This is a genomic window from Streptosporangium sp. NPDC004379, assembly GCF_042873875.1.
GTDB lineage: Bacteria > Actinomycetota > Actinomycetes > Streptosporangiales > Streptosporangiaceae > Streptosporangium.
On sequence record NZ_JBIAMC010000015.1, the window covers coordinates 112,433 to 131,669 of the forward strand.

At 71.5% G+C, this 19,237-nt stretch carries 17 protein-coding genes and 1 pseudogene; 7 read left to right on the plus strand and 11 right to left on the minus strand.

Features of this window, described 5'->3' with window-relative positions:
• Positions 1-5: 5 nt before the first annotated feature.
• Positions 6-374, plus strand: a complete 369-nt coding sequence (locus ACFYSC_RS28245; protein WP_389967732.1) for a VOC family protein — start codon at positions 6-8, stop codon at positions 372-374.
• 146 nt (positions 375-520) lie between these two features.
• Here ACFYSC_RS28245 and ACFYSC_RS28250 read toward each other — a convergent pair whose 3' ends face one another.
• The 4 genes from ACFYSC_RS28250 to ACFYSC_RS28265 form a co-directional block, all read right to left on the minus strand.
• Positions 521-1,105 (minus strand): recombinase family protein, encoded by a 585-nt coding sequence (locus ACFYSC_RS28250; RefSeq protein WP_389967734.1) that lies wholly within the window; start codon positions 1,103-1,105, stop codon positions 521-523.
• A gap of 285 nt (positions 1,106-1,390) precedes the next feature.
• The gene (locus tag ACFYSC_RS28255) at positions 1,391-2,143 is read right to left on the minus strand and encodes an ABC transporter permease subunit (protein WP_357705952.1); all 753 of its coding nucleotides are present in this window, start codon (positions 2,141-2,143) and stop codon (positions 1,391-1,393) included.
• A complete protein-coding gene (locus ACFYSC_RS28260; protein WP_389967737.1) occupies positions 2,140-3,099 on the minus strand; it encodes an ATP-binding cassette domain-containing protein in 960 nt (319 codons plus the stop codon). Before ACFYSC_RS28260 ends, ACFYSC_RS28255 begins: the two co-directional genes overlap by 4 nt.
• Positions 3,096-4,565, minus strand: coding sequence for an alpha/beta fold hydrolase (locus ACFYSC_RS28265; RefSeq protein ID WP_389967738.1), 1,470 nt, complete (start codon positions 4,563-4,565; stop codon positions 3,096-3,098). The genes ACFYSC_RS28260 and ACFYSC_RS28265 overlap by 4 nt, the downstream gene beginning before the upstream one ends.
• Before the next feature lie 165 nt (positions 4,566-4,730).
• Between ACFYSC_RS28265 and ACFYSC_RS28270 the strand changes: the two genes are divergently transcribed.
• Entirely contained in the window at positions 4,731-5,858 is a 1,128-nt protein-coding gene (locus ACFYSC_RS28270) for a sensor histidine kinase (RefSeq protein ID WP_389967741.1), read from the plus strand.
• A gap of 316 nt (positions 5,859-6,174) precedes the next feature.
• On the plus strand, positions 6,175-6,813 hold the full coding sequence (locus tag ACFYSC_RS28275; RefSeq protein WP_357705956.1) for a response regulator transcription factor: 639 nt from the start codon (positions 6,175-6,177) through the stop codon (positions 6,811-6,813).
• A 118-nt stretch (positions 6,814-6,931) separates the two neighbouring features.
• On the opposite strand, the pseudogene ACFYSC_RS28280 reads toward ACFYSC_RS28275, so the two are convergent.
• From ACFYSC_RS28280 to ACFYSC_RS28290, 3 genes and pseudogenes are all read right to left on the minus strand, one after another.
• Positions 6,932-10,086 (minus strand): annotated as a pseudogene (locus ACFYSC_RS28280) (Tn3 family transposase).
• Positions 10,087-10,346: 260 nt separating this feature from the next.
• The gene (locus ACFYSC_RS28285) at positions 10,347-11,978 is read right to left on the minus strand and encodes a penicillin-binding transpeptidase domain-containing protein (RefSeq protein ID WP_389967742.1); all 1,632 of its coding nucleotides are present in this window, start codon (positions 11,976-11,978) and stop codon (positions 10,347-10,349) included.
• 159 nt (positions 11,979-12,137) lie between these two features.
• The gene (locus ACFYSC_RS28290; protein WP_389967743.1) at positions 12,138-12,785 is read right to left on the minus strand and encodes a lysophospholipid acyltransferase family protein; all 648 of its coding nucleotides are present in this window, start codon (positions 12,783-12,785) and stop codon (positions 12,138-12,140) included.
• Positions 12,786-13,379: 594 nt separating this feature from the next.
• On the opposite strand from ACFYSC_RS28290, the gene ACFYSC_RS28295 reads away from it, so the two are divergent.
• The 3 genes from ACFYSC_RS28295 to ACFYSC_RS28305 all read left to right on the plus strand — a co-directional run bounded on the left by ACFYSC_RS28295 (position 13,380) and on the right by ACFYSC_RS28305 (position 15,722).
• Entirely contained in the window at positions 13,380-13,913 is a 534-nt protein-coding gene (locus tag ACFYSC_RS28295; protein ID WP_389967744.1) for a GNAT family N-acetyltransferase, read from the plus strand.
• A 78-nt stretch (positions 13,914-13,991) separates the two neighbouring features.
• Entirely contained in the window at positions 13,992-14,534 is a 543-nt protein-coding gene (locus ACFYSC_RS28300; protein ID WP_389967745.1) for an MOSC domain-containing protein, read from the plus strand.
• An 84-nt stretch (positions 14,535-14,618) separates the two neighbouring features.
• Positions 14,619-15,722, plus strand: coding sequence for a winged helix DNA-binding domain-containing protein (locus ACFYSC_RS28305; protein WP_389967747.1), 1,104 nt, complete (start codon positions 14,619-14,621; stop codon positions 15,720-15,722).
• A gap of 95 nt (positions 15,723-15,817) precedes the next feature.
• Here the strand turns inward: ACFYSC_RS28305 and ACFYSC_RS28310 are convergent, their stop codons facing one another.
• Positions 15,818-16,987 (minus strand): NAD(P)/FAD-dependent oxidoreductase, encoded by a 1,170-nt coding sequence (locus ACFYSC_RS28310; RefSeq protein ID WP_389967749.1) that lies wholly within the window; start codon positions 16,985-16,987, stop codon positions 15,818-15,820.
• A gap of 126 nt (positions 16,988-17,113) precedes the next feature.
• On the opposite strand from ACFYSC_RS28310, the gene ACFYSC_RS28315 reads away from it, so the two are divergent.
• A complete protein-coding gene (locus ACFYSC_RS28315; RefSeq protein ID WP_389967751.1) occupies positions 17,114-17,779 on the plus strand; it encodes a LysE family translocator in 666 nt (221 codons plus the stop codon).
• A gap of 70 nt (positions 17,780-17,849) precedes the next feature.
• Here the strand turns inward: ACFYSC_RS28315 and ACFYSC_RS28320 are convergent, their stop codons facing one another.
• Genes ACFYSC_RS28320 through ACFYSC_RS28330 form a run of 3 tightly spaced genes read right to left on the minus strand, consistent with a single transcriptional unit; the run spans position 17,850 to position 19,062 of the window.
• Positions 17,850-18,413: a MarR family winged helix-turn-helix transcriptional regulator gene (locus ACFYSC_RS28320; RefSeq protein ID WP_389967752.1), complete on the minus strand. Its 564-nt coding sequence runs from the start codon at positions 18,411-18,413 to the stop codon at positions 17,850-17,852.
• Complete coding sequence (locus ACFYSC_RS28325; protein WP_362938008.1) at positions 18,341-18,787, minus strand: hypothetical protein; 447 nt, start codon at positions 18,785-18,787, stop codon at positions 18,341-18,343. Before ACFYSC_RS28325 ends, ACFYSC_RS28320 begins: the two co-directional genes overlap by 73 nt.
• Positions 18,784-19,062: a hypothetical protein gene (locus ACFYSC_RS28330; protein ID WP_362938005.1), complete on the minus strand. Its 279-nt coding sequence runs from the start codon at positions 19,060-19,062 to the stop codon at positions 18,784-18,786. The genes ACFYSC_RS28325 and ACFYSC_RS28330 overlap by 4 nt, the downstream gene beginning before the upstream one ends.
• Positions 19,063-19,237: the final 175 nt, after the last annotated feature.

The following is a 19,237-nucleotide window of genomic DNA, read 5'->3' on the forward strand; positions in this document are numbered from 1 at the left end:
TCACCATGTCCATCACCCTGAGTTCCGTGATCATCGACGCCGCTGAGATCGAGACGGAGGGAGCCTTCTGGCACCGGCTGCTCGGTGGCTCGATCCATCGCACGCCCACCCATCACTTCATCCAGGCTCCCGGCCTCCCGGTCATCGTCGTCCAGTCCGCCCCCGAACACGTCGCCCCGAGCTGGCCGGACGGCACCTCCCAGCAGATGCACCTCGATTTCGGCGTCGGGAATCTCGCGGCCGCCGACCGCGTGGCCACCGGCGCCGGCGCCACCCGGCTGCGGCCCAGCGGGGACATCACCCCGGAAACCCGCACCGGCAGCCGCGTCTACGCCAGCCCGGCCGGACATCCCTTCTGCCTGCGCGCGGCCTGAGGCCGCCACTTCTCACCGTGCGCGGGGCCGGGATCGACGTGGCCGCCGGCTCCGGCGGGACCGGGGTCGGGGAACCCAGGAGCAGCCGTTGGCGCTGAGAATGATCTTGGGTGAAGTGTGACGTCCAGCTTCGGTGCGTGATCGCTCTACCTGGAGGTCTCTGGCCCGTGGATGATGCGGTGGATGGTGGAGCGGCCGACGCTGTACTCGGTGGCAAGGTCGGCCAGGGACACCTCGCCCTCGGCGTAGCGCCGGCGGATGGAGCGCCGGGCGGGTTCAGGCAGTTTGGGTTGCTTGCCCTTGAGCTTGCCGTTCTTCTTGGCCAGGGCCATGCCCTCGCGGGTACGCAGGTGCCCGAGGCTGGCTTCGAACTCGGCGACCATGGCGAGGGTTTGCAGGAACAGCCGGCCGAACGGGTCGTTCCAGTCGTAGACGGATGCGCCGAGTCCGAACAGGACGCCCCGTCCGGACAGGCCGGTCAGGGTCTCGTTGGCCTCGGCCATGTTGCGGGCGAACCGGTCGAACTTGGTGACGGTGAAGACCGTCCCGTCCCAGACGGCGGCGAGGGCCTGGTCGAGGCCGGCGCGGTTGCGTCGGGTGGTTCCGGAGAAGCCGCGGTCGATGTAGATGCGATCCTCGGGGACGCCGAGGGCCAGGAGCTGCTCGGTCTGGATGATGACGTCTTGTTCGTCGGTGGAGCAGCGGGCGTAGCCGACGCGGGTTCCGTTCACGTGCCCAAGTGTTCCGGATAGGGGGCCTTCACCGGAGCAGTGTGTGGAACACCTATACGGAACACCTCGACCTGGGTGTCTGTCTCGGCTGGTGGGTGTTCCGGTTGAGGATCCTCTTACGGAACGTCAATTCATCCCGGCCACGTTCTGGATCTCCCTTGTGCGCGGCTGTGGTGGCACTCACCCCACATACCTCGGGCGCGGCCCCGACCCGTAGCGAAGCGGCGGGCGGCCATGTACGTGATAGCTGTCCTTCCACGTACATGGCCGCCCATAAGTGTCCGGTCAGGCGTCGCGGTGGTTGATCGCCAGGGTTGCCAGCAGGAGGGACACCACGACGTAACCCACCAGGATGACGGCGGCCGTTGAGGGATCGAAGGCTCCTGCGTCGGGTACGGTGGCCAGTTGCCTGGCCAGCGACGGAATCGTCAAGGAGCTGATCCAGTCGTTCCACGGAGCCGGGAGGAAGCGCTCGAGCACGGTCGGGGACAGCGGGAGGACGACCAGCACGATGAGCGCTCCCGGTGTCGACCGCAGGACCGTGGCCAGGCCCAGCCCCATCACTCCGGCGACGGCGGAGCCGGCGCCGGTAGTCAGAACCTCGGCCAGGGCCGCATGTTCGGCGAACGAGGCACCGATCGGACGCCCGGCCACCACGGCCTGTGCGGTGAAGTAGGTGGCGAACGCCAGCACCTGGCCCGCGACAGCGGCCACGGCGGCCACCACAACGGCCTTGGCCACAAGGAGCGTCCACCGGCTCCGGATCGTGGTCAGCGTGAGTCTGATCATGCCGGTGGCGTACTCGCCGGAGATGGTGAACACGCCCAGCATGCCGAACAGCACAGGCGGAATGTCGGCGCTGAGGCTGATACCCGTGCCGACGGGATCGCCGCCGGGGCCGTTGGTGTCGAAGTTGCGCGAGATCGAGTAGGCGGCGAAGCCGGTGAGCGCAAGGGCCGAGAGCGTGGAGGCCAGGACGTAGTAGGTGGCTCGGAGCGAGCGTAGCTTGAGCCATTCCGATGCGACGACGTTGATCATTGGGTGATCTCCATGAAGGCTTCCTCTAGTGATGTCCGGCGCGACACCAACTCGTGAACGGCGCAGCCGTTCGCCAGGGCGATGTCGCCGATGGCGGCTGCGGTCAGGCCGGTCACCAGCAATTCCTCTCCGGCCCGGGCGTCCCGCACGGGGCGCGTATCGACTCCAGCCGCTGCGGGCCGGCCAGGCACCGGCTCCTCATCGGTGTCGGTGTCCTGAGCGGGGTGTATGGTTGCGCCGGCCGCTTCGAGTGCCCTGGACAGGCGGGCCGCGTGGGGGGATCGGACCAGTACGCCGCTCTGGAAACGGGCCAGCAGGTCCGCCGTTGAGGTGTCCTCGATCAGCCGGCCCTGGCCGATGATGATGAGCCGGTCGGCGGTAAGGGACATCTCGGTCATGAGGTGGCTCGACAGCAGGACGGTGCGCCCCTCGGCGGCCAGGGATCTGAGCAGTGTCCTGAGCCAGCGAATGCCGTCGGGGTCGAGACCGTTGACCGGCTCGTCGAGAATGAGCACGCCCGGGTCACCGAGCAACGCCGCCGCAATACCAAGGCGCTGGCGCATCCCCTGAAAGAACCCGGCGATCCGCTTGCGCGCCGCCCCGGCCAGGCCGACCTCCTCCAGCACCTCCACGACCCTGCGGCGCCCGATCCCGCCGGCATGCGCCAGCGCCTGGAGGTGAGCGAACGCGCTGCGCCCGCCCTGCACCTCGGCCGTGTCGAGCATGGCGCCGACCTCGCGCATGGGGTCGCGCAGGTCGTGTTTGCGGACGCCGTTGATCAACGCCTTGCCCGAGGTGGGCGTGTGGAGGCCGAGGATCATGCGCATGGTGGTGGACTTGCCGGCGCCGTTGTGCCCGAGGAAGCCGGTGACCTGTCCGGGTTTGACGTCGAACGTGAGCCCGGACACCGCGCGGGTGGAGCCGTACAGCTTCGTCAGGTCTGTGACCTCGATCATTTGCCCACCTTCTGAATCCGCTCGGCCGGGCAACGCGTGCCCGGCGCGGGCAGCCCCCCCGTGGTCAGGTAAGCATTGACGTGCCGCCGCAGGCAGATGTTGGCTGCCCACGACGCGTGGCCGTCGCCGTGCCACAGGACGCGCGCGGACGGGATCTGCTCGGCCACGTGCGCCTGCCCGCGATAGTTGGTGTTGTTGTCGAGCTCCCCGATCGCGAAGAGGATCGGCGGGGCGTCCTTCACACGCAACGGGTGCGGCGCCCAGGACGCGCCCCCGCTGCGGCCCCAGCACCGCCCGAGCTCGAAGCGTCCCTCCAGCCAGCCGAACCTCGGCGCGATCTCATGGAGTCTGGCCTCGATGCCCTGGAACTCTTCGTACGTCGGCGGCTTCGGCATGAAGTCGTTGCACAAGGAGTCTTGGCTCACGGACGTGCCGCCCTCATCCGGGAGCAGTTCCCCCTCCAGGAAGCCGCCGGCGTCGCTGTCGAGGGCCTTGCGGATGGCAGTGGCGAGCTGGGGCCAGAGCGCCGGATTCATGCCTTTGACCGCGCCGGCGTACAGCTGCCCCTCGGTCACCGTCCGTCCGGCCGACGCCGGCAGTGGCGCGCGCTGCACCCTGGCGACGAGCTCGTCCCATGCCTTGCCCGCGTCCCTGCCGTGCAGGGCGCAGTCGGTGCGGCGGGCGCACCAGTCGCGGAAGCGAGTGAGATGGCGCTCCTGCGTGAGCGCGTAGTTGCGGATCCAGGGCTCGAAGTCCTGCTGGGTGTGATCGGCGGTGCCGTCGAAGTACATCCGGCCGACCCGCTGCGGGAACAGCTCCAGGTAGGCTTGGGCGTAGACGGTCCCGTAGGAGTTGCCCGCGTAGATGACCTTGTCCTGGCCGAGTGCGGCGCGCAGGGCGTCGATGTCGTGCGCCACGTTCCATGCCGTTATCCCGCGCCAGGCCGATTTGGCCATTTTGCGGCAACTTGCCTGGTGGGCCGCGTTCTTTGCGGCGTGGGCGTCCCAGTCCTGCTTCGTCCTGGCCAGGAGCAGTCCGAAGATGGAGGCCCCGGGCTCCGCGCAGCTCACTCTCTTGCCGCCCGCGGGCTCCGACATCCCGCGCGGATCGATGGCGATGACGTCGAAGCTCCTCTGCAACTCATCAAGCAGGTTCGGCAGCTCCGCCGGAGCATCGGGCTGGCTTTTCCGCCTGAGCATCGACGTGCTGGTGCCGGGCCCTCCGAAGTTGACGATCAGCGGCCCGATGCTCTTGCCCGTCGCGGGCAGTTTGGCCACGTGCACCGAGGTTCTGGGCCCGCCAGGATCGGCCCAGTCCACGGGAACGACCAATTCGGCGCATCGCAGGCCGTCACCACAGTCTTTCCACACGAGGCCGTGGGCCTGCGCCGAGGCCAGCGCGACACCACCGAGCGGCACGGCGAGACAGGCCGCCAGGCACAGGGCGATGAGTCTGCGTCGGTTCATGGCGACAACGATGCTGTACGGCGGTGGGCCGCACATCGGAGCCAGATCCGATCTTTGGGATTGGACCAGGGTCATACGGTGCGGGCGTATGTGGGCGGAGTATGACCCTGGTCTGACGGACCGTGCTCCGATTCGCCCCCGGCCGTTCCTCGATAACGTCGGGCTGTGAATCTGCTCGCCCGACGGCCTCCGCCCTGGCTGCTCATCCTGGCCGACACCGTGGTCGCGGTGCTGCTCGCGCTGGCGTCCACGGCGAGTCCGCCGGAACTGACCACGAACGCCGTGACCACCGTGCTCTGCTGGCTGCTCGCGGTGCCCGTGGCGGTGCGGCGGGTATGGCCGGAGCCCGCCTACTACGGTGCGCTCCTGATCGGCCTTGCCGTGCTGGCGCTGCAGAGCAACCGGCTGATGGCGACGGCCGTGATGGCCCTGGCCATCTACCCGGTGGCGGCCGGCCGGCCGGTGTGGCGATCGGCGATCGCCCTGGTGTCGGGCCTGCTCGTCAACGGAGGGTCGCTGCTGGTCTCGATGCCGGGCCCAGCACGATATTCGAACGGCTGGCCCGACCCCGTCTTCATCCTCGGTACGGCTTGGCTGCTCCTCGCAGCGAGCTGGAGTCTTGGCACGGCGGCGCGCACCCGCCGCGAGTTCGCCGCCCGCGAGGCCAGGATGCAGGCCGAGAAGGCGGCGGCCGACGAACGCCTGCGGATCGCGCGCGAGCTGCACGACGTCGTCGCCCATTCGATGAGCATGATCACCGTCAAGGCGGGGGTGGCGGCCAAGGTCCTGGACAAGCACCCAGAGGAAGAGCGCAAGGCGTTGCGGGCCATCGAGGAGATCGGGCGTAGCTCGCTCGCGGAGATGCGCCATTTTCTCGGCGTGCTGCGCGCACCCGGCAGCGCGCCCGACAGCACACCGCTCCCCCGGCTCGCCGACCTGCCGTCCCTGGCGCGCCAGGCGGCGGAGGCCCGCGTGCAAGTCGATCTGTCGGTGGACGGAGCCGTGCCCGACAGCATGGCGCTGGCCGTTTACCGCATCGTCCAGGAGGCGATCACCAACGTCGTCAAGCACGCCGCTCCCGCCCACTGCCAGGCCAGCGTGTCGGTCGCCGATGGAAGGTTGCGGATCTCCGTGCTCGACGATGGGCCTGGGCAGAGGGTGCTGCCGGAGCGGCCGGGTGGGCACGGGCTGGCCGGAATGCGCGAACGGGCGCTGCTGTACGGCGGCACCTTCGAGGCCGGCCCGCTCCCGGGACGGGGGTTCGGCGTGCACGCGTCATGGGAGATCCCGTGACCCGCCTGGGAGTTCCACTCTCTCTCGACGGAGGGAGGGGGTGCGGCGCCGGACACCTTCCGGCGAGCGCGTGCGTGCGCGAACGGCAGGTCCATCCGACAGAGCGCCGCAGTGGCGCATGGATGATGGATGTACGTACGGCCGGCGTTCCGAGAAAGCATCGACGTGGTGCGAGCGGTAGGCGCGGATCGGTCATGATGGACGTGATGACGAGGATCACGAGCATGAGCCGGAGGAAGCGGAGTCGGCGGGTCCGGACAGGACGTCCGCGGACCGGGCCGGGCCTGCTCCGGGTGGGTGCGGCAGGGGGAGGCTCGTGATTCGGGTGCTCATCGCCGACGATCAGGCGCTCCTGCGCGGCAGTTTCCGCCTGCTGATCGACTCGGAGGACGATCTCACCGTGGTCGGAGAGGCGGCCGACGGGCGGGAGGCGGTGGCGCTCGCGCGTACAGAGTCACCCGACGTGGTGCTCATGGACGTCAGAATGCCCGAGATGGACGGCATCACCGCGACCGGGCAGATCGCCGCGGACACTCGGGTCCTCATCCTGACCACGTTCGACCTCGATGAATACGTCTATTCGGCGCTGCGCGCGGGCGCCAGCGGGTTCCTGCTCAAGGACGCGCCTCCGGACGACCTCCTGAAGGGGATCCGAGTGGTGGCCTCGGGTGAGACGCTGCTCGCGCCGACCGTCACCACCCGACTGATCACGGAGTTCGTACAGCGGCCGCCCCAGCAGCCCTTTCACGGGCTCGACACATTGACGGACCGGGAGCGCGAAGTGCTCACCCTCGTGGCCCACGGACTGTCCAACGCCGAGCTCAGCGTGCAGCTCCAGGTGAGTCCCGGGACCGTCAAGACGCATATCGGCCGTCTGCTGGCCAAGCTCAACGCCCGCGACCGCGCCCAGCTCGTCATCGCCGCCTACGAGGCCCGCCTGGTCACGCCGCGTTAGCCGGCCGCGCGCCGTGACCGCCGGCGGCGTCAGCGCTCCACCACGCCGGCCCGCACACCGGGCATGCGAGGAAGGCATCGGGACCAGGACGCATGTCGTGGCCCGCGAGCCCGGGCATCTACACCCCCTCCTCGTTCACGCCGCCACCATCGGGGAGGTCCGGGATCTCGCCGAGCTGCCGCAGCCCTTCGGCCGGGGCGGAGGAGGAGATGGAGTAGCGGCCCAGGACGTTGAGGTGGGCGTGGTCCAGCGGGGACAGCCGGGCAGCGTCCTCATCCTTGACCGGGACGCCTTCGGCGTGCAGCCGGTCCACCGCGGCCGACAGATACTTCGAGTTCCACAGCGCGACCGCGTTGACGACCAGCCCCAACGCGGCTAGTTGGTCTTCTTGTCCTTCACGGTACGCCTTGCGGATCTGCCCGTTGCTGCCGTGGCAGATCTTACGGGCGAGCCGGTGCCGGGACTCCTGGACGGTGAGCTGCTTGTTCAGCTTGCGGCGGTAGGTGTCGTCGATCGGGTCCAAGATGGAAAGCAGGTGCAACGTCTTGTCGATCCGGCCGTACTCGGCGAACGCCTGCCCCAGCGGCGTCGGACGCCCGCTGCGGGCGAACATGCGCAGCAGGTCGTAGGCGCGGACCTGGTTGGTCACCAGCGACCCGGCAACCCGGGTCATATCCGACCACTGGGTGCAGATCTTCTGCCGGGTGATCTTGTTACGGGCGATCGCCTCCAACGGCCCGTAGTCGCCCGGGGTGTTGCTGCCGGGCACCTCCGAGCGCCAGAACCGCTGATCGCCCAGGTCGGCGAAGCGGGGCGCGAACCGGTAGCCGAGCATGGAGAAGATGCCGAATACTGTGTCCGAATCGGACGCCTGGTCGGTCGTGACGACCTCGGGCTGCGGACCGGCGTCGATGTTGATCAGGGTGTCGAGGATGTACAGCGAATCGCGCGGCGTCCCGGGCACGACCATCTGCCCGATCCCCATCACTTGATCATTGACTGCGTTCAAGAGCGTCAGGCCGCGTTTGTAGCCGAAGTACTTCGGCGAGGGGGCGGCGTTGATCGTCTGGACCGGGACGACGAACCGCAGCCCGTCGACCGAGGCCAGCAGCCCGCCGCCCCACAGCGCCACGATCGGCACGCCGCGCTGGGCCTCGATCAGGATCGCGTTCGCCGCGGCGTGCGTCTCGGCCCGCACGTAGTTCTGGTCGACGTGCGAGAGCCGGCCGCGGGTCAGCGCCTCGTCCCCGTCCTTGATCACCGGGGTGAGGCCGACGTTGCAGGCCTCGCTGATCAGCAGAGCGGCCAGGGATCGGGGCAGGTCGTGCATGCGCGTGGAGATGTCGGCCAGGTGCACATAGGCGTCCAGGAACCCGGTCCAGGAGTGCACCTCCAGCAGCAGTTCGGGCAGGTCGATGCGGGGCAGCATCGCCTGGCAGGCCGCACGTAGCCACTTCAACGACGGGCTCTCGCCCAGCACGCCGAGCTTCTCCACCGACAAGCGGGCGTGTCCGTCAGACGGGGTGACCACACGGACCAGGGCGTCGTCGCCGGCTTCTTCGAGTCGGCCGGCCATCTGCCGCCACGCCGCGTCCAGCGCCAGCAGCTTGGCATCGAGGTGGGTCTCGACGGGGTCGGTGAGCGACAGGGAGGCGAGCACGTCCTCGCTGATCGCCTCCCACGCCTTGCCGTCCAGCAGGTGGGCGCGCGGGTCGGCCCACCGCAGCGACGGCGCGGCGAACACGTCGCGCACCTGGAGTGCCCGAAACAGCCCCTCGAGGACACAGACCACATAGGCGTCGCGATCCACCGCGCCTTCGGGCAGGTCGGGGTTGGCGAACACCGGCCGCTTCCAGGCCGCGGTCACCAGGGACGCGTCGATCTCCTTCGGGATGAGGGGCTTGCGGGAGACGTGCCGGCGCGTCAGCTCCGGCAGAGCGCGCACCGCGGCCAGGACCTTGCGGCCTCCGGCCGCCGCGCCCAGGGCCTTGGACTCCCCAGCAGCTTCAAGAACGGCCGGACGGTGTTGTACTTGTCGACCAGCGCCGCGCGCAGGGCCGCCTCGGCCGCGCCGTCGTCGTCGGGGACGAGCTGGTCGACCTGTTCCAGCGCGGCCAGGACCTGCTCCTTGCTCGCCCCGGCTTCGGCGATGACAGCCGTCCACAGCGCCGCTGGGTCCAGGTCGGCGCCCGCCTCGGCGACCAGGTCGAGCTGCTCAACCAGCACCCGGCCCGCCCGGGACAGGAGCCTGGAGGCTTTCTCCAGCTTCGGCAGCATCGCCAGCCGGTCACCCGAGGACTTGCGGCGCGCCGGCGAGATCAGCCGCGAGGCTATTAGCAGCGCGAACAGATCGAGGGCGTCGTCGATCGCCTCGGCCTCCAGTGACCGGGTCACCGCCAGCATCGTCGCGGTCTTCCTCGGCTCATGCAGACGGGCCAGCAGCGGCGCTTTGCTGCCTGCCCCGTACTTGGCGAGCGTCTTCAGTCGCCGGACCGGCACCTTGTCGATGCGCACCCGCCCCAGCCGGAACCGGGCGATGTCGTCCACCCGCTGCAGCGCCCGCGCCATCTCCGTGCCCGACTGCCTCTTGGGCGCCTGCCGCAGCCGCTCCAGCTCCGACATCCGCGCCCCGGGAGGAACCACCAGCAGCCCTGACAGCTCCCGCCGCAACGCCGCATCAGCGCGGTCTACCTGACGCGCCACCGTGGCATACAAACGCTCATCGGCCTGCTCACGGACGCTGGCTACCAGGCGTTCCAGCACCGTCACCCCCGGCAGCAACACCCGGTGCCTGCGCAGCCACGCCACCGACTGATCGAACAACGCCGTCGGCCCCTCGGCATGCGTCCACGCCCGACCATGCAGGAACGTCCGGAACCGCCTCGCCAGCACCCGCCCCTCCCACGGCTCGTGATCATCAAAGTCGCGGTAACCGTAAGCGTCCCGGATCATCCACGCGTGCTCATACGCCGTCTTCAGCCGCTCCCCGTACCTCTTCACCTGCGACGGATCGCCGATTCCCAACTGCGCGGCCAGATAGTCCACCACCGGTCACGGCACCGCCAGCGGATCCTCTAGGAACAGCCCCTTGTACCGGACCGTCCCGATCTGAACGGCCACGCCCAGGCGATGCGAGTCCTGGCGTGACTTCGCGATCACGTCCCGATCGAACGCGTCTAGGAAGAAGAACTTCTCCAGGTCCGACAGTGACGGCAGCTCATCGAGCGCCGTATACGCCCTGACCTGGTCATCAGACAAAAACCCCACCGGCATGGGCGACAACAGTAGACATGTCACTGATCACCGTCAAAGCGACGATCGCGCCAGATGCCCGGATCTCGAAGCTGGCCCGATCACACACCGAAGCCGGACGTCACACTTCGAGCAAGATCATTCTCGGCGCCAATGGCTGTTCCTGGGTTCCTCAACCCCGGGGACGGTGCCGGGCCGTCGTGCGGTCATCCGCCCGGCCATGGCGTTGGGCAGGGGAAGGGGCGGCGGCTCCAGCGGCTCCATGCCGGGTTCAGATGGGCTCAGTCCAGGGCGCGCAGGAAGCGGGCCGCCACCGGGGCGGCGACGGTCCCGCCGCCGCTGCCCTCCTCGACGATCACCGCGAAGGCCAGGTCACCGCGGAAACCCATGAACCAGGCGTGGGTCTTCAGGTCGTCCTGCGGGCCGTACTCGGCGGTGCCGGTCTTGCCGCGGGTGCCGGCGGGCAGCCGGGCGTCCTTGGCGGTGCCCTTGGTGACCACCGCCGACATCATCTTGTGCATGCCGGGGACGACCCCGTCGGGCAGTTCGCGCGGCGCGGCCTCCTGCTTGACGGAGGGCACCAGCGTCGGCGGACGCCAGGAGCCGTCGGCCAGGGCCGCGGCGACCGAGGCGACCATGAGCGGGCTGGAGGTGACGCGGCCCTGGCCGAAGGACTCGGCGGCCAGCTCGGCGTCGCTCGCCGCCCGGGGGAAGGAGCCCTTGGCGGCCGGGACGCCGATGTCGAGGGGGGTGTTGAAGCCGAACAGCTCGGCGGTCTTGAGCAGCTTGGCCGCGCCCAGCCGCTGGGCGGCCAGCGGGGCGAAGGTGGTGTTGCAGGAGTAGGCGAAGGCGTCCGACAGGGTCACCGAGCCGTAGCCGGCGTGGTGGGAGTTGCGGATCGGCAGGCCGCCGACCTTGACGTCCTTGGGGCAGGTGGTGCGGTCGCCCGGGTTCATGCCCTCGGCCAGGAGCGCCACCGCGGTGACCGCCTTGAGGGTGGAGCCGGGCGGATAGTTGCCCATCAGGGCGCGGTTGAAGCCGCCCTGGTTGTTGACGACGGCGAGGATCTCCCCCGAGGAGGGTTTGACCGCCACCAGGGAGGCGGTCTTCTTCAGGTCGCGCACCGCGTCGGCGGCGGCGCGCTGCACGCGCAGGTCCAGGCTGGTGTGCAGCGGCTCGCCGTCGCGGCCGGCGATCTCACCGGCCTTCTTGACGGTCTTGCCGCCGGAGTCGACGATCCGGATCTCGGTGGCGGGAACGCCGGCCAGGCGCCGCTGGAAGGCGAGCTGCAGACCGTCCTTGCCGACGGTGTCCCCGGCGGCGTACGGCGCGCCGAGGGCCTTGGCCTCCTTGGCGGTGGCCTTGTCGAGGTAGCCGACGAGCTGCTGCACCGAGCCGCCCGCCGAGCCGTCGTCGATGCGCTCACCGCCCGCGGCGGTGATCCCGGCCCGCTTCGGCCAGCGGGCCGCCAGGGCGAACGACCGGCCCGAGGCCAGATCGGGGTGGACGGCGGCGGGCGACCACGCCACCCGCCAGTTGCGGTCGACGACCGCCAGCTCCAGGGCGCCGGAGTAGCTCCACCGGCCGCCGCTCTTCAGCGTGACGGTGGCGGTGTAGCCGGCCCGGCCGGTCTCGTCGCCGGTCCGGCTGACCTGGCCGAGCCGTACCTCGGTGCGTTCGGCGCCGAGCTTGTCGGCCATGGCGCGGTAGGTCGCCTCGAAGGCGGGGTCGGCCTTGCCGAGCTCGGCGCGCATGGCGGCCAGGTCACCGCCCTGCCAGGCCCGGGTGAAGCGCTGCGCGGTCTCCTGCGGGGTGCCGCGGGTGTGCAGCAGCCACCAGGCGCCCGCACCGCCGCCCGCGGCCACCAGAACCGCCGCCGCCGATGTGATCGCGATCGTCCTGCCGCGTGGCACCTTCGGCCACCCCCCGTCGGATCCGGTTTCCTGGGGGCCACAGCCTATCGTCCGGCGCGGGCGGGCCCGGCCGTGAACGGGCCCCGCCCCGGAGATCGCCGCCGCGGGCGCGGCGGAGGTACGGCGGAGCGGGAGGGGTGCGGCGGCGGGCGGGGCCGGTCAGCCGGCGCTGCGGCTGGGCGCGTAGCCGCCGGCGTACTCCTGCCCGGACAGCTCCTGGACGGCCGCCATGACGTCGTCGGTCACCCGGCGCCGGTCGCGGGCGCTGGCGGCCGAGCCGGTGAACGTCAGCGGCTTGCCGATGCGGATGCCGATCCGGCCGAGCTTGGGCACCGAGGCGCCGATGGGCAGCACCTTGTCGGTGCCGGTCATGCCCACCGGGACCACCGGCGCGCCGGTCTCCAGGGCCAGCCAGGCCACCCCGACCTTGCCGCGGTACAGGCGGCCGTCGGGCGAGCGGGTGCCCTCGGGGTAGATGCCGAACAGCTCGCCGTCACGCAGCACCCGGGCGGCGGCGTCGAGCATGTCCTGGGCGGCGGTGGGGCTCTGGCGGTCGATGCTGATCTGCCCGGTGGCGCGCATCCAGGCGGCGGTGACGGGGTTGCCGGTGAAGTACTCGGCCTTGGCGACGAAGCGCACCTGCCGGGGCAGCACCAGGGGCAGGAAGGTGGAGTCGAGGACCGACAGGTGGTTGGAGGCCAGGATGGCCGGCCCGGAGGCGGGTACGTGCTCTGCCCCGGTGACCGTGGTCGGCCACAGCAGGTGCAGGAAGGGGGCGCTGACGATCTTGGTCAGGCGGTAGAGCACGGGCTCTCCTCTTGCAGGACGGGTTTCACCACCCTAGGCGGTGTCCCGGCGGCCGGCGGCTGTGCGCACCCGCACAAGCGGGGTCCCCATGTTTGTAGCCCTTCTCCAAGGGCGCAGGCAAAGCCATCCGTCCTTCTCCGCCGCGCGTCGCGGATGGGAGGAGGGCCGCGTGTGGTCCGGGAACGCGGGGGTGAGGGGAAAAGGAACCGCCCCGCGGCGCCGGAGCGCTCGCGGGGCGGGACGTTTGGTGCCGATGTGGCGGTCGCCTCCTCGGCGAGAGGCACAACACGGCTCCAGCCGAACGGTATTCCGTGAAGGCGGTAATTTGCGGCCCGGGGGACACAAACCACATCGGCACGATTACTGTAACCGACGTCCGGCGGAGGTTATTCCGCGATGATGCGGTGGCGTGTCGGGGCCGGATCGCCGTCCGCCGCGTGTCCGCCCCGTGTCCGCAGGTCGGCACGGTGCCGGCGGGCCGGCGGGGTGCGTGCGGCGGTCCGTGAAAAGCGCGCGCCGACCGGTGCGGGCGGGCGTGCGTATGCTCCTGCGCTGTGCGGCCGCGAGGACGCCGCCGGAGCGGGGGAGGGGCACGTGGAGACGGAACGGCTGGTCATGCGCAGGTGGCGGGAGGCGGATCTGGAGCCGTTCGCGGAGCTGAACGCCGACCCCGAGGTGATGCGGTGGTTTGCCGCGCCGCTGACGCGTGAGCGGTCCGACGCGATGGTCGGCCGGATCGAGGCGGCGTTCGACGAGCACGGCTACGGCCTGTGGGCGCTGGAGGTGCGGGCGACGGGGGAGTTCATCGGGTTCACCGGGCTGGCGTGGCAGCGGTTCGAGGCGCACTTCACCCCGGCGCTGGAGGTGGGCTGGCGGCTGGCCCGGCGGGCCTGGGGGCACGGCTACGCCACCGAGGCGGCGCGGGCGGCGCTCGCGTACGGGTTCGGCCCGGCGGGGCGGCGGGAGATCGTGTCGATGACGGCGGAGGGGAACCTGCGGTCGCGGGCGGTGATGGAGCGGCTGGGCATGAGGCGGGACGCGGCCGACGACTTCGACCATCCGAACGTCCCCGCCGGCAGCCCGCTGCGCCGCCATGTGCTGTACCGGATCGGCCGCGACTCTTTCTGATCTACATCGTAAAGGCAGCGGCTTCCGTGTAAAAATGATCATGAAAAGCGGAAAGACCCTCCACGAGAGGAGCGGGCGATGGGCGAGGCGTGCGTGACCGCGGTGAGCCGTGGTCCGGAGCACACCTTCAGCAAAGGGTGTGAGCCGGCGATCCGGCTGCTGGAGGGTCTGGGGGTGGAGGGGGACGCGCATCTGGGGGTGACGGTCAGGCATCGCTCCCGGGTGGCGCGGGATCTTTCCCGGCCGAATCTGCGTCAGGTTCATCTGATCCACGCGGAGTTGCACGAGGAGTTGCGGGCGGCGGGGTTCTCGGTGGGGGCGGGTGAGCTGGGGGAGAACGTCACCACGCGCGGGGTGGATCTGCTGGGGTTGCCGCAGGGGGCGTTGCTGCGGCTGGGGGAGGAGGCGGTGGTGCGGGTGACGGGGTTGCGTAATCCGTGTGCGCAGATCGAGGCGTTTAGGCCGGGGTTGCTGGCGCGGGTGGTGGGGCGGGACGGGGAGGGCCGGGTGGTGCGGCGGGCGGGGGTGATGGGTGTGGTGGTGGCCGGTGGGCTGGTGCGGGCCGGTGATCGGGTGGTGGTGGAGTCGCCGCCGCTGTATCGGGCGTTGGGGCCGGTGTGAGGGGTGAGGCGCCCATATTGGAACGAATTATTCCGTTCTGGTAGGGTGCGGGTTTCGTGTCCTCCGACGGAGAAGGGGCCTTCCATGCCCGAGGTGCTCGGCGTCCGCGCGTTGAACCGGGCCACGCTGGAGCGGCAGCTGCTGCTGCGCCGCTCGCCGCTGACGGCGCTGGAGGCGGTGCGGCACCTGTACGGCATGCAGGCGCAGGCGCCGGATCCGCCGTACGTGGGTCTGTGGTCGCGGCTTGCGGGGTTCACCCATGAGGAGCTGTCGGATCTGCTGCGGGAGCGGCGGGTGGTGCGGCTGGCGCTGATGCGCTCGACCATTCATCTGGTCGCCGCCGAGGACTGCCTGGCGTTGCGTCCGCTGCTGCAGCCGGTGCTGGACCGGGTGCTGCGCGGCCCGGTGGGCAGGAGGCTGGCCGGGCTGGAGGTCGCGGAGGCGGAGGAGGCGGGGCGGGCTCTGGTGGAGGAGCGGCCGCTGACCTTCGCCGAGCTGGGGTCGCTGTTGCGGGAGCGGTGGCCGCAGGTGGCCGCGGCGGATCTGGTGCATCTGGTGCGGGCGAGGGTGGCGCTGGTGCAGGTGCCGCCGCGGGGGATCTGGGGGGTGGGCGGCAAGCCCGCGCACACCAGTGCCGAGGCGTGGCTGGGCCGCCCGCTGGAGGGCGCCGGCGGGCGGGAGGCCCTGGCGGGGATGGTGCGGCGGTATCTCGCCGCCTACGGCCCGGCCACGGTGATGGACCTGCAGCAGTGGTCGGGCCTGACCCGGCTGGGCGAGGTGGTGGAGGGGATGGGGCTGCGGTCGTTCGTGACCGTGGACGGGGCGCGGCTGGTGGACCTGCCGGAGGCGCCGCGGCCCGATCCGGACGTGGTGGCGCCGGTGCGTTATCTGGCGGAGTTCGACAACACGTTGCTGTCGTTCGCCGAGCGGACGCGCACGCGGATGATGGCCGAGGATCATCGGGGGCGGGTGTTCACCGTCAACGGCATCATCAGGGCGACGGTGCTGGTGGACGGGTTCGTGCGGGGGATGTGGGCGGTGCGGCGGTCGCGGGGTGCGGCGGTGCTGGAGGTGGAGCTGTTCGGGCCGGTGCCGGCGGCGGCGCGGGCGGAGCTGGAGGGGGAGGGGATGCGGATGCTGGATTTCCTGGCCCCGGCGGCGGTGTCGCGTGAGGTGCGCCTGCTGTGAGCCTCCGGCGCGGGAGGTCCTGTACGGGCCGTGGTTTTCCCGGTGACGGCCGGGTGGGCCGTGGGGGAGGGTCGTCCGTGCCGGGTGCGGGCCGGTCAGGAGGCGCGGTGGCGCCGCCCCGGCAGGGGCAGGGATGCGGCCAGCCAGCGGCGGGCCACGGCCCAGGCCAGTGGCGCCGGTACGGTGCCTGCGCCCAGGCCCACCTCGACGAGGAGGTCGAAGACTTCGGGGCGGTGGGCGGCGGTGGTGACGGCGGCGTCGATGAAGGCGGGTGACTGGGCGGCCAGGGACAGGGCGTCGGTGGTGCGCAGGTGCCGTCCGAGGGTGGTGCGCAGGGCTCGGCGGTAGGCGGTCAGCGGGTCGGTGCCGGCGTGGGCGGCGGCCTGTCCGGCCAGGCGGCCGGAGGCGAGGGCGTAGTAGATGCCTTCGCCGGTGAGGGGGTTGATCAGGCCGGCGGCGTCGCCGGCCAGGAGGACGCGGCCGGCTCCGGGGCGGGGGCGTCCGGGGGACAGGGGCAGGTGGTGGGCGCGCAGGTCGCGGGCGGGCAGGTGAGGCAGGAGTTCGGCGAGGCGGCCGTGGAGCACCTGGCGGCCGGGCAGGCCGGTGGCGCGCAGGCGGGGCAGGAGCATGCCGAAGCCGACGTTGGCGGTGCCGTCGCCGATGGGGAAGGACCAGGCGTAGGCGGGCCAGCCGTCTTTCTGCATGGCGATGAGCTGGGTGTCGTCGTCGGGGGGGACGTCGGCGTAGCCGCGTACGGCGAGGGCGGTGTGCCGGTCGGGGGAGGCGGGCAGGCCGAGGAGGCGGCGGACGGTGGAGTTGGCGCCGTCGGCGGCGATGACGGTGCGGGCGGTGATGGCGCCGTCGATGAGGGGGAGTCCGTCTCGGGTGGTGAGGGTGCGGACGCGGTGGCGGCGGACGTCGATGTCGCGGGCGCGGGCGGCGTCGATGAGGCGGGCGTCGAAGACGGTGCGGGGCACGACGTGGTTGGGGCGGGCGGCGGTGGCTTCGACGCGGGCGCCGCCGGGGGAGATGACGGCCAGGCGGGGGGTGGGGCGGTAGTCGTCGATGAGGCCGGCCAGGCCGAGGTGGGCGAGTTCGTCGCGGGCGTGGGCGGCGATGCCGTCGCCGCAGGCCTTGTCGCGGGGGAAGTCGTCGCGGTCCAGCAGCAGGATGCGTGCGCGGGGCCGGAGTGCGCGGGCCTGCAGGGCCGCGGCCGAGCCGGCGGGGCCGCCTCCGATGACCACCAGGTCCCATTCCTCGTCCATGGCAGTGAGCCTGCCACGGCGGGGCGTGGGTGAAACCGCCGGACGGGGCCGGGTGGTGCGGCGGGGCGGGCCACTTGGCGGGATTGGCCGTTCTCGCCGGTGGTGGGGGCGGGGGAGGATGCGGTCATGGTTTCCACGGGTGCGGTGATCGGGGTCGCGGGGGTCGCGTTGGACATGGTGCTGACGCCGGGGCCGAACATGGTCCATCTGGTGTCGCGGTCGGTGGCGCAGGGCCGGCGGGCGGGGCTGATCGCGCTGGCGGGGGTCGCGGCGGGGTTCGGGGTGTATCTGGTGGCGGCGGTGGCGGGGATCGCGGCGGTGTTCGCGGTGGTGCCGGCGTTGTATGCGGCGGTGAAGTTCGCGGGGGCGGCGTATCTGCTGTGGCTGGCGTGGCGGGTGGTGCGGCCCGGTGCGGCGCCGATGCTGGGCGGTGCGGTGGCGCAGGGGGAGGCGGTGCGGGCCGAGGGGGCGGGGCGGTTGTTCTCCGGGGGGTTGGTGACGAATCTCCTCAATCCGAAGATCGCGGTGTTGTACGTGTCGTTGCTGCCGCAGTTCGTGGATCCGGCGCGGGGTGGGGCGGCGGCGCAGAGCCTGGTGCTGGGGCTGGTGCAGATCGCCGTCGCGGTGTCGGTGAACGCGTTGTTCGTGGTGTCGGCGGGGTCGATCGCGGGGTTCGTGGGGCGGCGGCCGGTGTGGGCGCGGGTGCAGCGTTATCTGACGGGGACGGTGCTGGCCGCGGTGGCGGTGCGGGTGGCGGTCGACCGTTCCGGCCCGGTGGCCGCCGCGGCGTGAGCGGCCGGGGGCGGCCGGAGGCGGGGCGGTGGGTGGCGGCGGCCGTGGGGCCGGTGCGGGTGAGTGCGGGTCAGTGCCGGTCGCCGAACCAGCCGGGGACGTCCAGGCGGAAGAGGTCGCCGGGGGTCAGGGCGCGCAGGTCGCTCTCCAGGGCGCGCAGCCGTTCGGCTCCGATGACGGCGGCCCAGCGGGCGCGTAGTTCGTCGAAGATGCGTTCCGAGCGGGTCAGGCCGTCGATGGCGCGCGGGGTGAGCCGGACGACTTTGCGGCGGGCGTCGCCGGGGTCGTGGCCGCGTTCGACGTAGCCGAGGGTGCGCAGGGCCTCGATGGTCTTGCCGGCGGCCTGTTTGGAGATGCCCAGCATGCGGCCGAGGTCGGCGGCGGTGGTGGGGCCGCGGCCGATGGCCTGCAGGACGAAGCCGTGCATGGGCCGCAGGTCGGGGTGGCCCTGGCGGGCGAGTTCGGCGTGCAGGTCGTCGATGAGGACGCGGAAGCCGAGGAGGAGCCGCAGGGGCAGCTCGAATCCCGGCGGGTCGGCGGGCGCTGTGGGTGGGGTGGTGTTCAGGGGAGGATCTCCAGGCGGACGCCGGGGGCGCCGTCGTACAGGTGGGGTGCGGGGGTGACGATGCGCCATCCGCCGCGGGATTCGGCCAGCAGTACGGCGTGGACGGCGGTGAGGGCGGCGACGAGGGCGGCGTCGCGTTCGCCTGCGGGCGGGCGGCGGTGGGAGGGGGCGGTGAGGGCGGGGCCGAGGCGGGTGGTGGCGGCGACGTCGGCGGCGGTGAGGGCGCCGATCGTGATGACGGGTACGGCCAGCAGTGCCTCGGTCTGGGCGGGGCGCAGGGCGGCGGCGCACTGGGCGGCCAGTGCGGGCAGCAGCAGGGTGGTGTTGCGCAGGACGGACTGGCGGACGATCTCGCGGCCGTAGTCGCTTTTGCCGTCCAGGAGGTGGCAGAGGGCGTCGTAGTCGAGGACGTGGCCGGTGAGTCCTTCGGGTTCGGTGCTCACGCCACGTCCTGGGAGGGGCGGCGGGTGGTGTGGGGTGCGGCTGTGGTGCGGGGCTGGTCGGGCGGGGTGTCGAACAGGCGGCTGGCGCGGGTGCGGTCGGCGTCGCTGATGCCGTCGGCCCAGCCGGGTCCCCACAGGCGTTCCAGGGCGGCCATGCCGTCGCGGATGCGGCGCTGTTCGCGCAGGGCGCCGGCGATGTAGCCGGAGGCGTTGCCGGAGCCCTGGGCCTCGTCGGCGAGGTCGTCGGGGAGGGAGATGGTGATCCGCTTGGTCATACCGGAAGGGTAGATCAGTCATACTCTCCTCGTCCACCGGGAGATCCCCGGAGGCATACGGAGATTCTCGGTCAAAGGGTGCAAAATGCGCGGTGTGGTCTCCGGGTGGGGTCCGGGCGGGACTCAGGCGGTCCCGGGGAGGACCTCCACCGGGCTCGCCGGGGCCGCGTCGAGG

What these genes read in the sequence shown, in the direction of transcription:
- ACFYSC_RS28245 (WP_389967732.1), top strand. Translation starts at nt 6, where the DNA reads ATGTCCATCACCCTGAGTTCCGTGATCATCGACGCCGCTGAGATCGAG.
- ACFYSC_RS28255 (WP_357705952.1), bottom strand. Translation starts at nt 2,143, where the DNA reads ATGATCAACGTCGTCGCATCGGAATGGCTCAAGCTACGCTCGCTCCGA.
- ACFYSC_RS28260 (WP_389967737.1), bottom strand. Translation starts at nt 3,099, where the DNA reads ATGATCGAGGTCACAGACCTGACGAAGCTGTACGGCTCCACCCGCGCG.
- ACFYSC_RS28265 (WP_389967738.1), bottom strand. Translation starts at nt 4,565, where the DNA reads ATGAACCGACGCAGACTCATCGCCCTGTGCCTGGCGGCCTGTCTCGCC.
- ACFYSC_RS28300 (WP_389967745.1), top strand. Translation starts at nt 13,992, where the DNA reads ATGGGCGAGGCGTGCGTGACCGCGGTGAGCCGTGGTCCGGAGCACACC.
- ACFYSC_RS28305 (WP_389967747.1), top strand. Translation starts at nt 14,619, where the DNA reads ATGCCCGAGGTGCTCGGCGTCCGCGCGTTGAACCGGGCCACGCTGGAG.
- ACFYSC_RS28310 (WP_389967749.1), bottom strand. Translation starts at nt 16,987, where the DNA reads ATGGACGAGGAATGGGACCTGGTGGTCATCGGAGGCGGCCCCGCCGGC.
- ACFYSC_RS28315 (WP_389967751.1), top strand. Translation starts at nt 17,114, where the DNA reads ATGGTTTCCACGGGTGCGGTGATCGGGGTCGCGGGGGTCGCGTTGGAC.
- ACFYSC_RS28320 (WP_389967752.1), bottom strand. Translation starts at nt 18,413, where the DNA reads ATGGCGCATCGTCACCCCCGCACCCCACCTGTACGACGGCGCCCCCGG.
- ACFYSC_RS28330 (WP_362938005.1), bottom strand. Translation starts at nt 19,062, where the DNA reads ATGACCAAGCGGATCACCATCTCCCTCCCCGACGACCTCGCCGACGAG.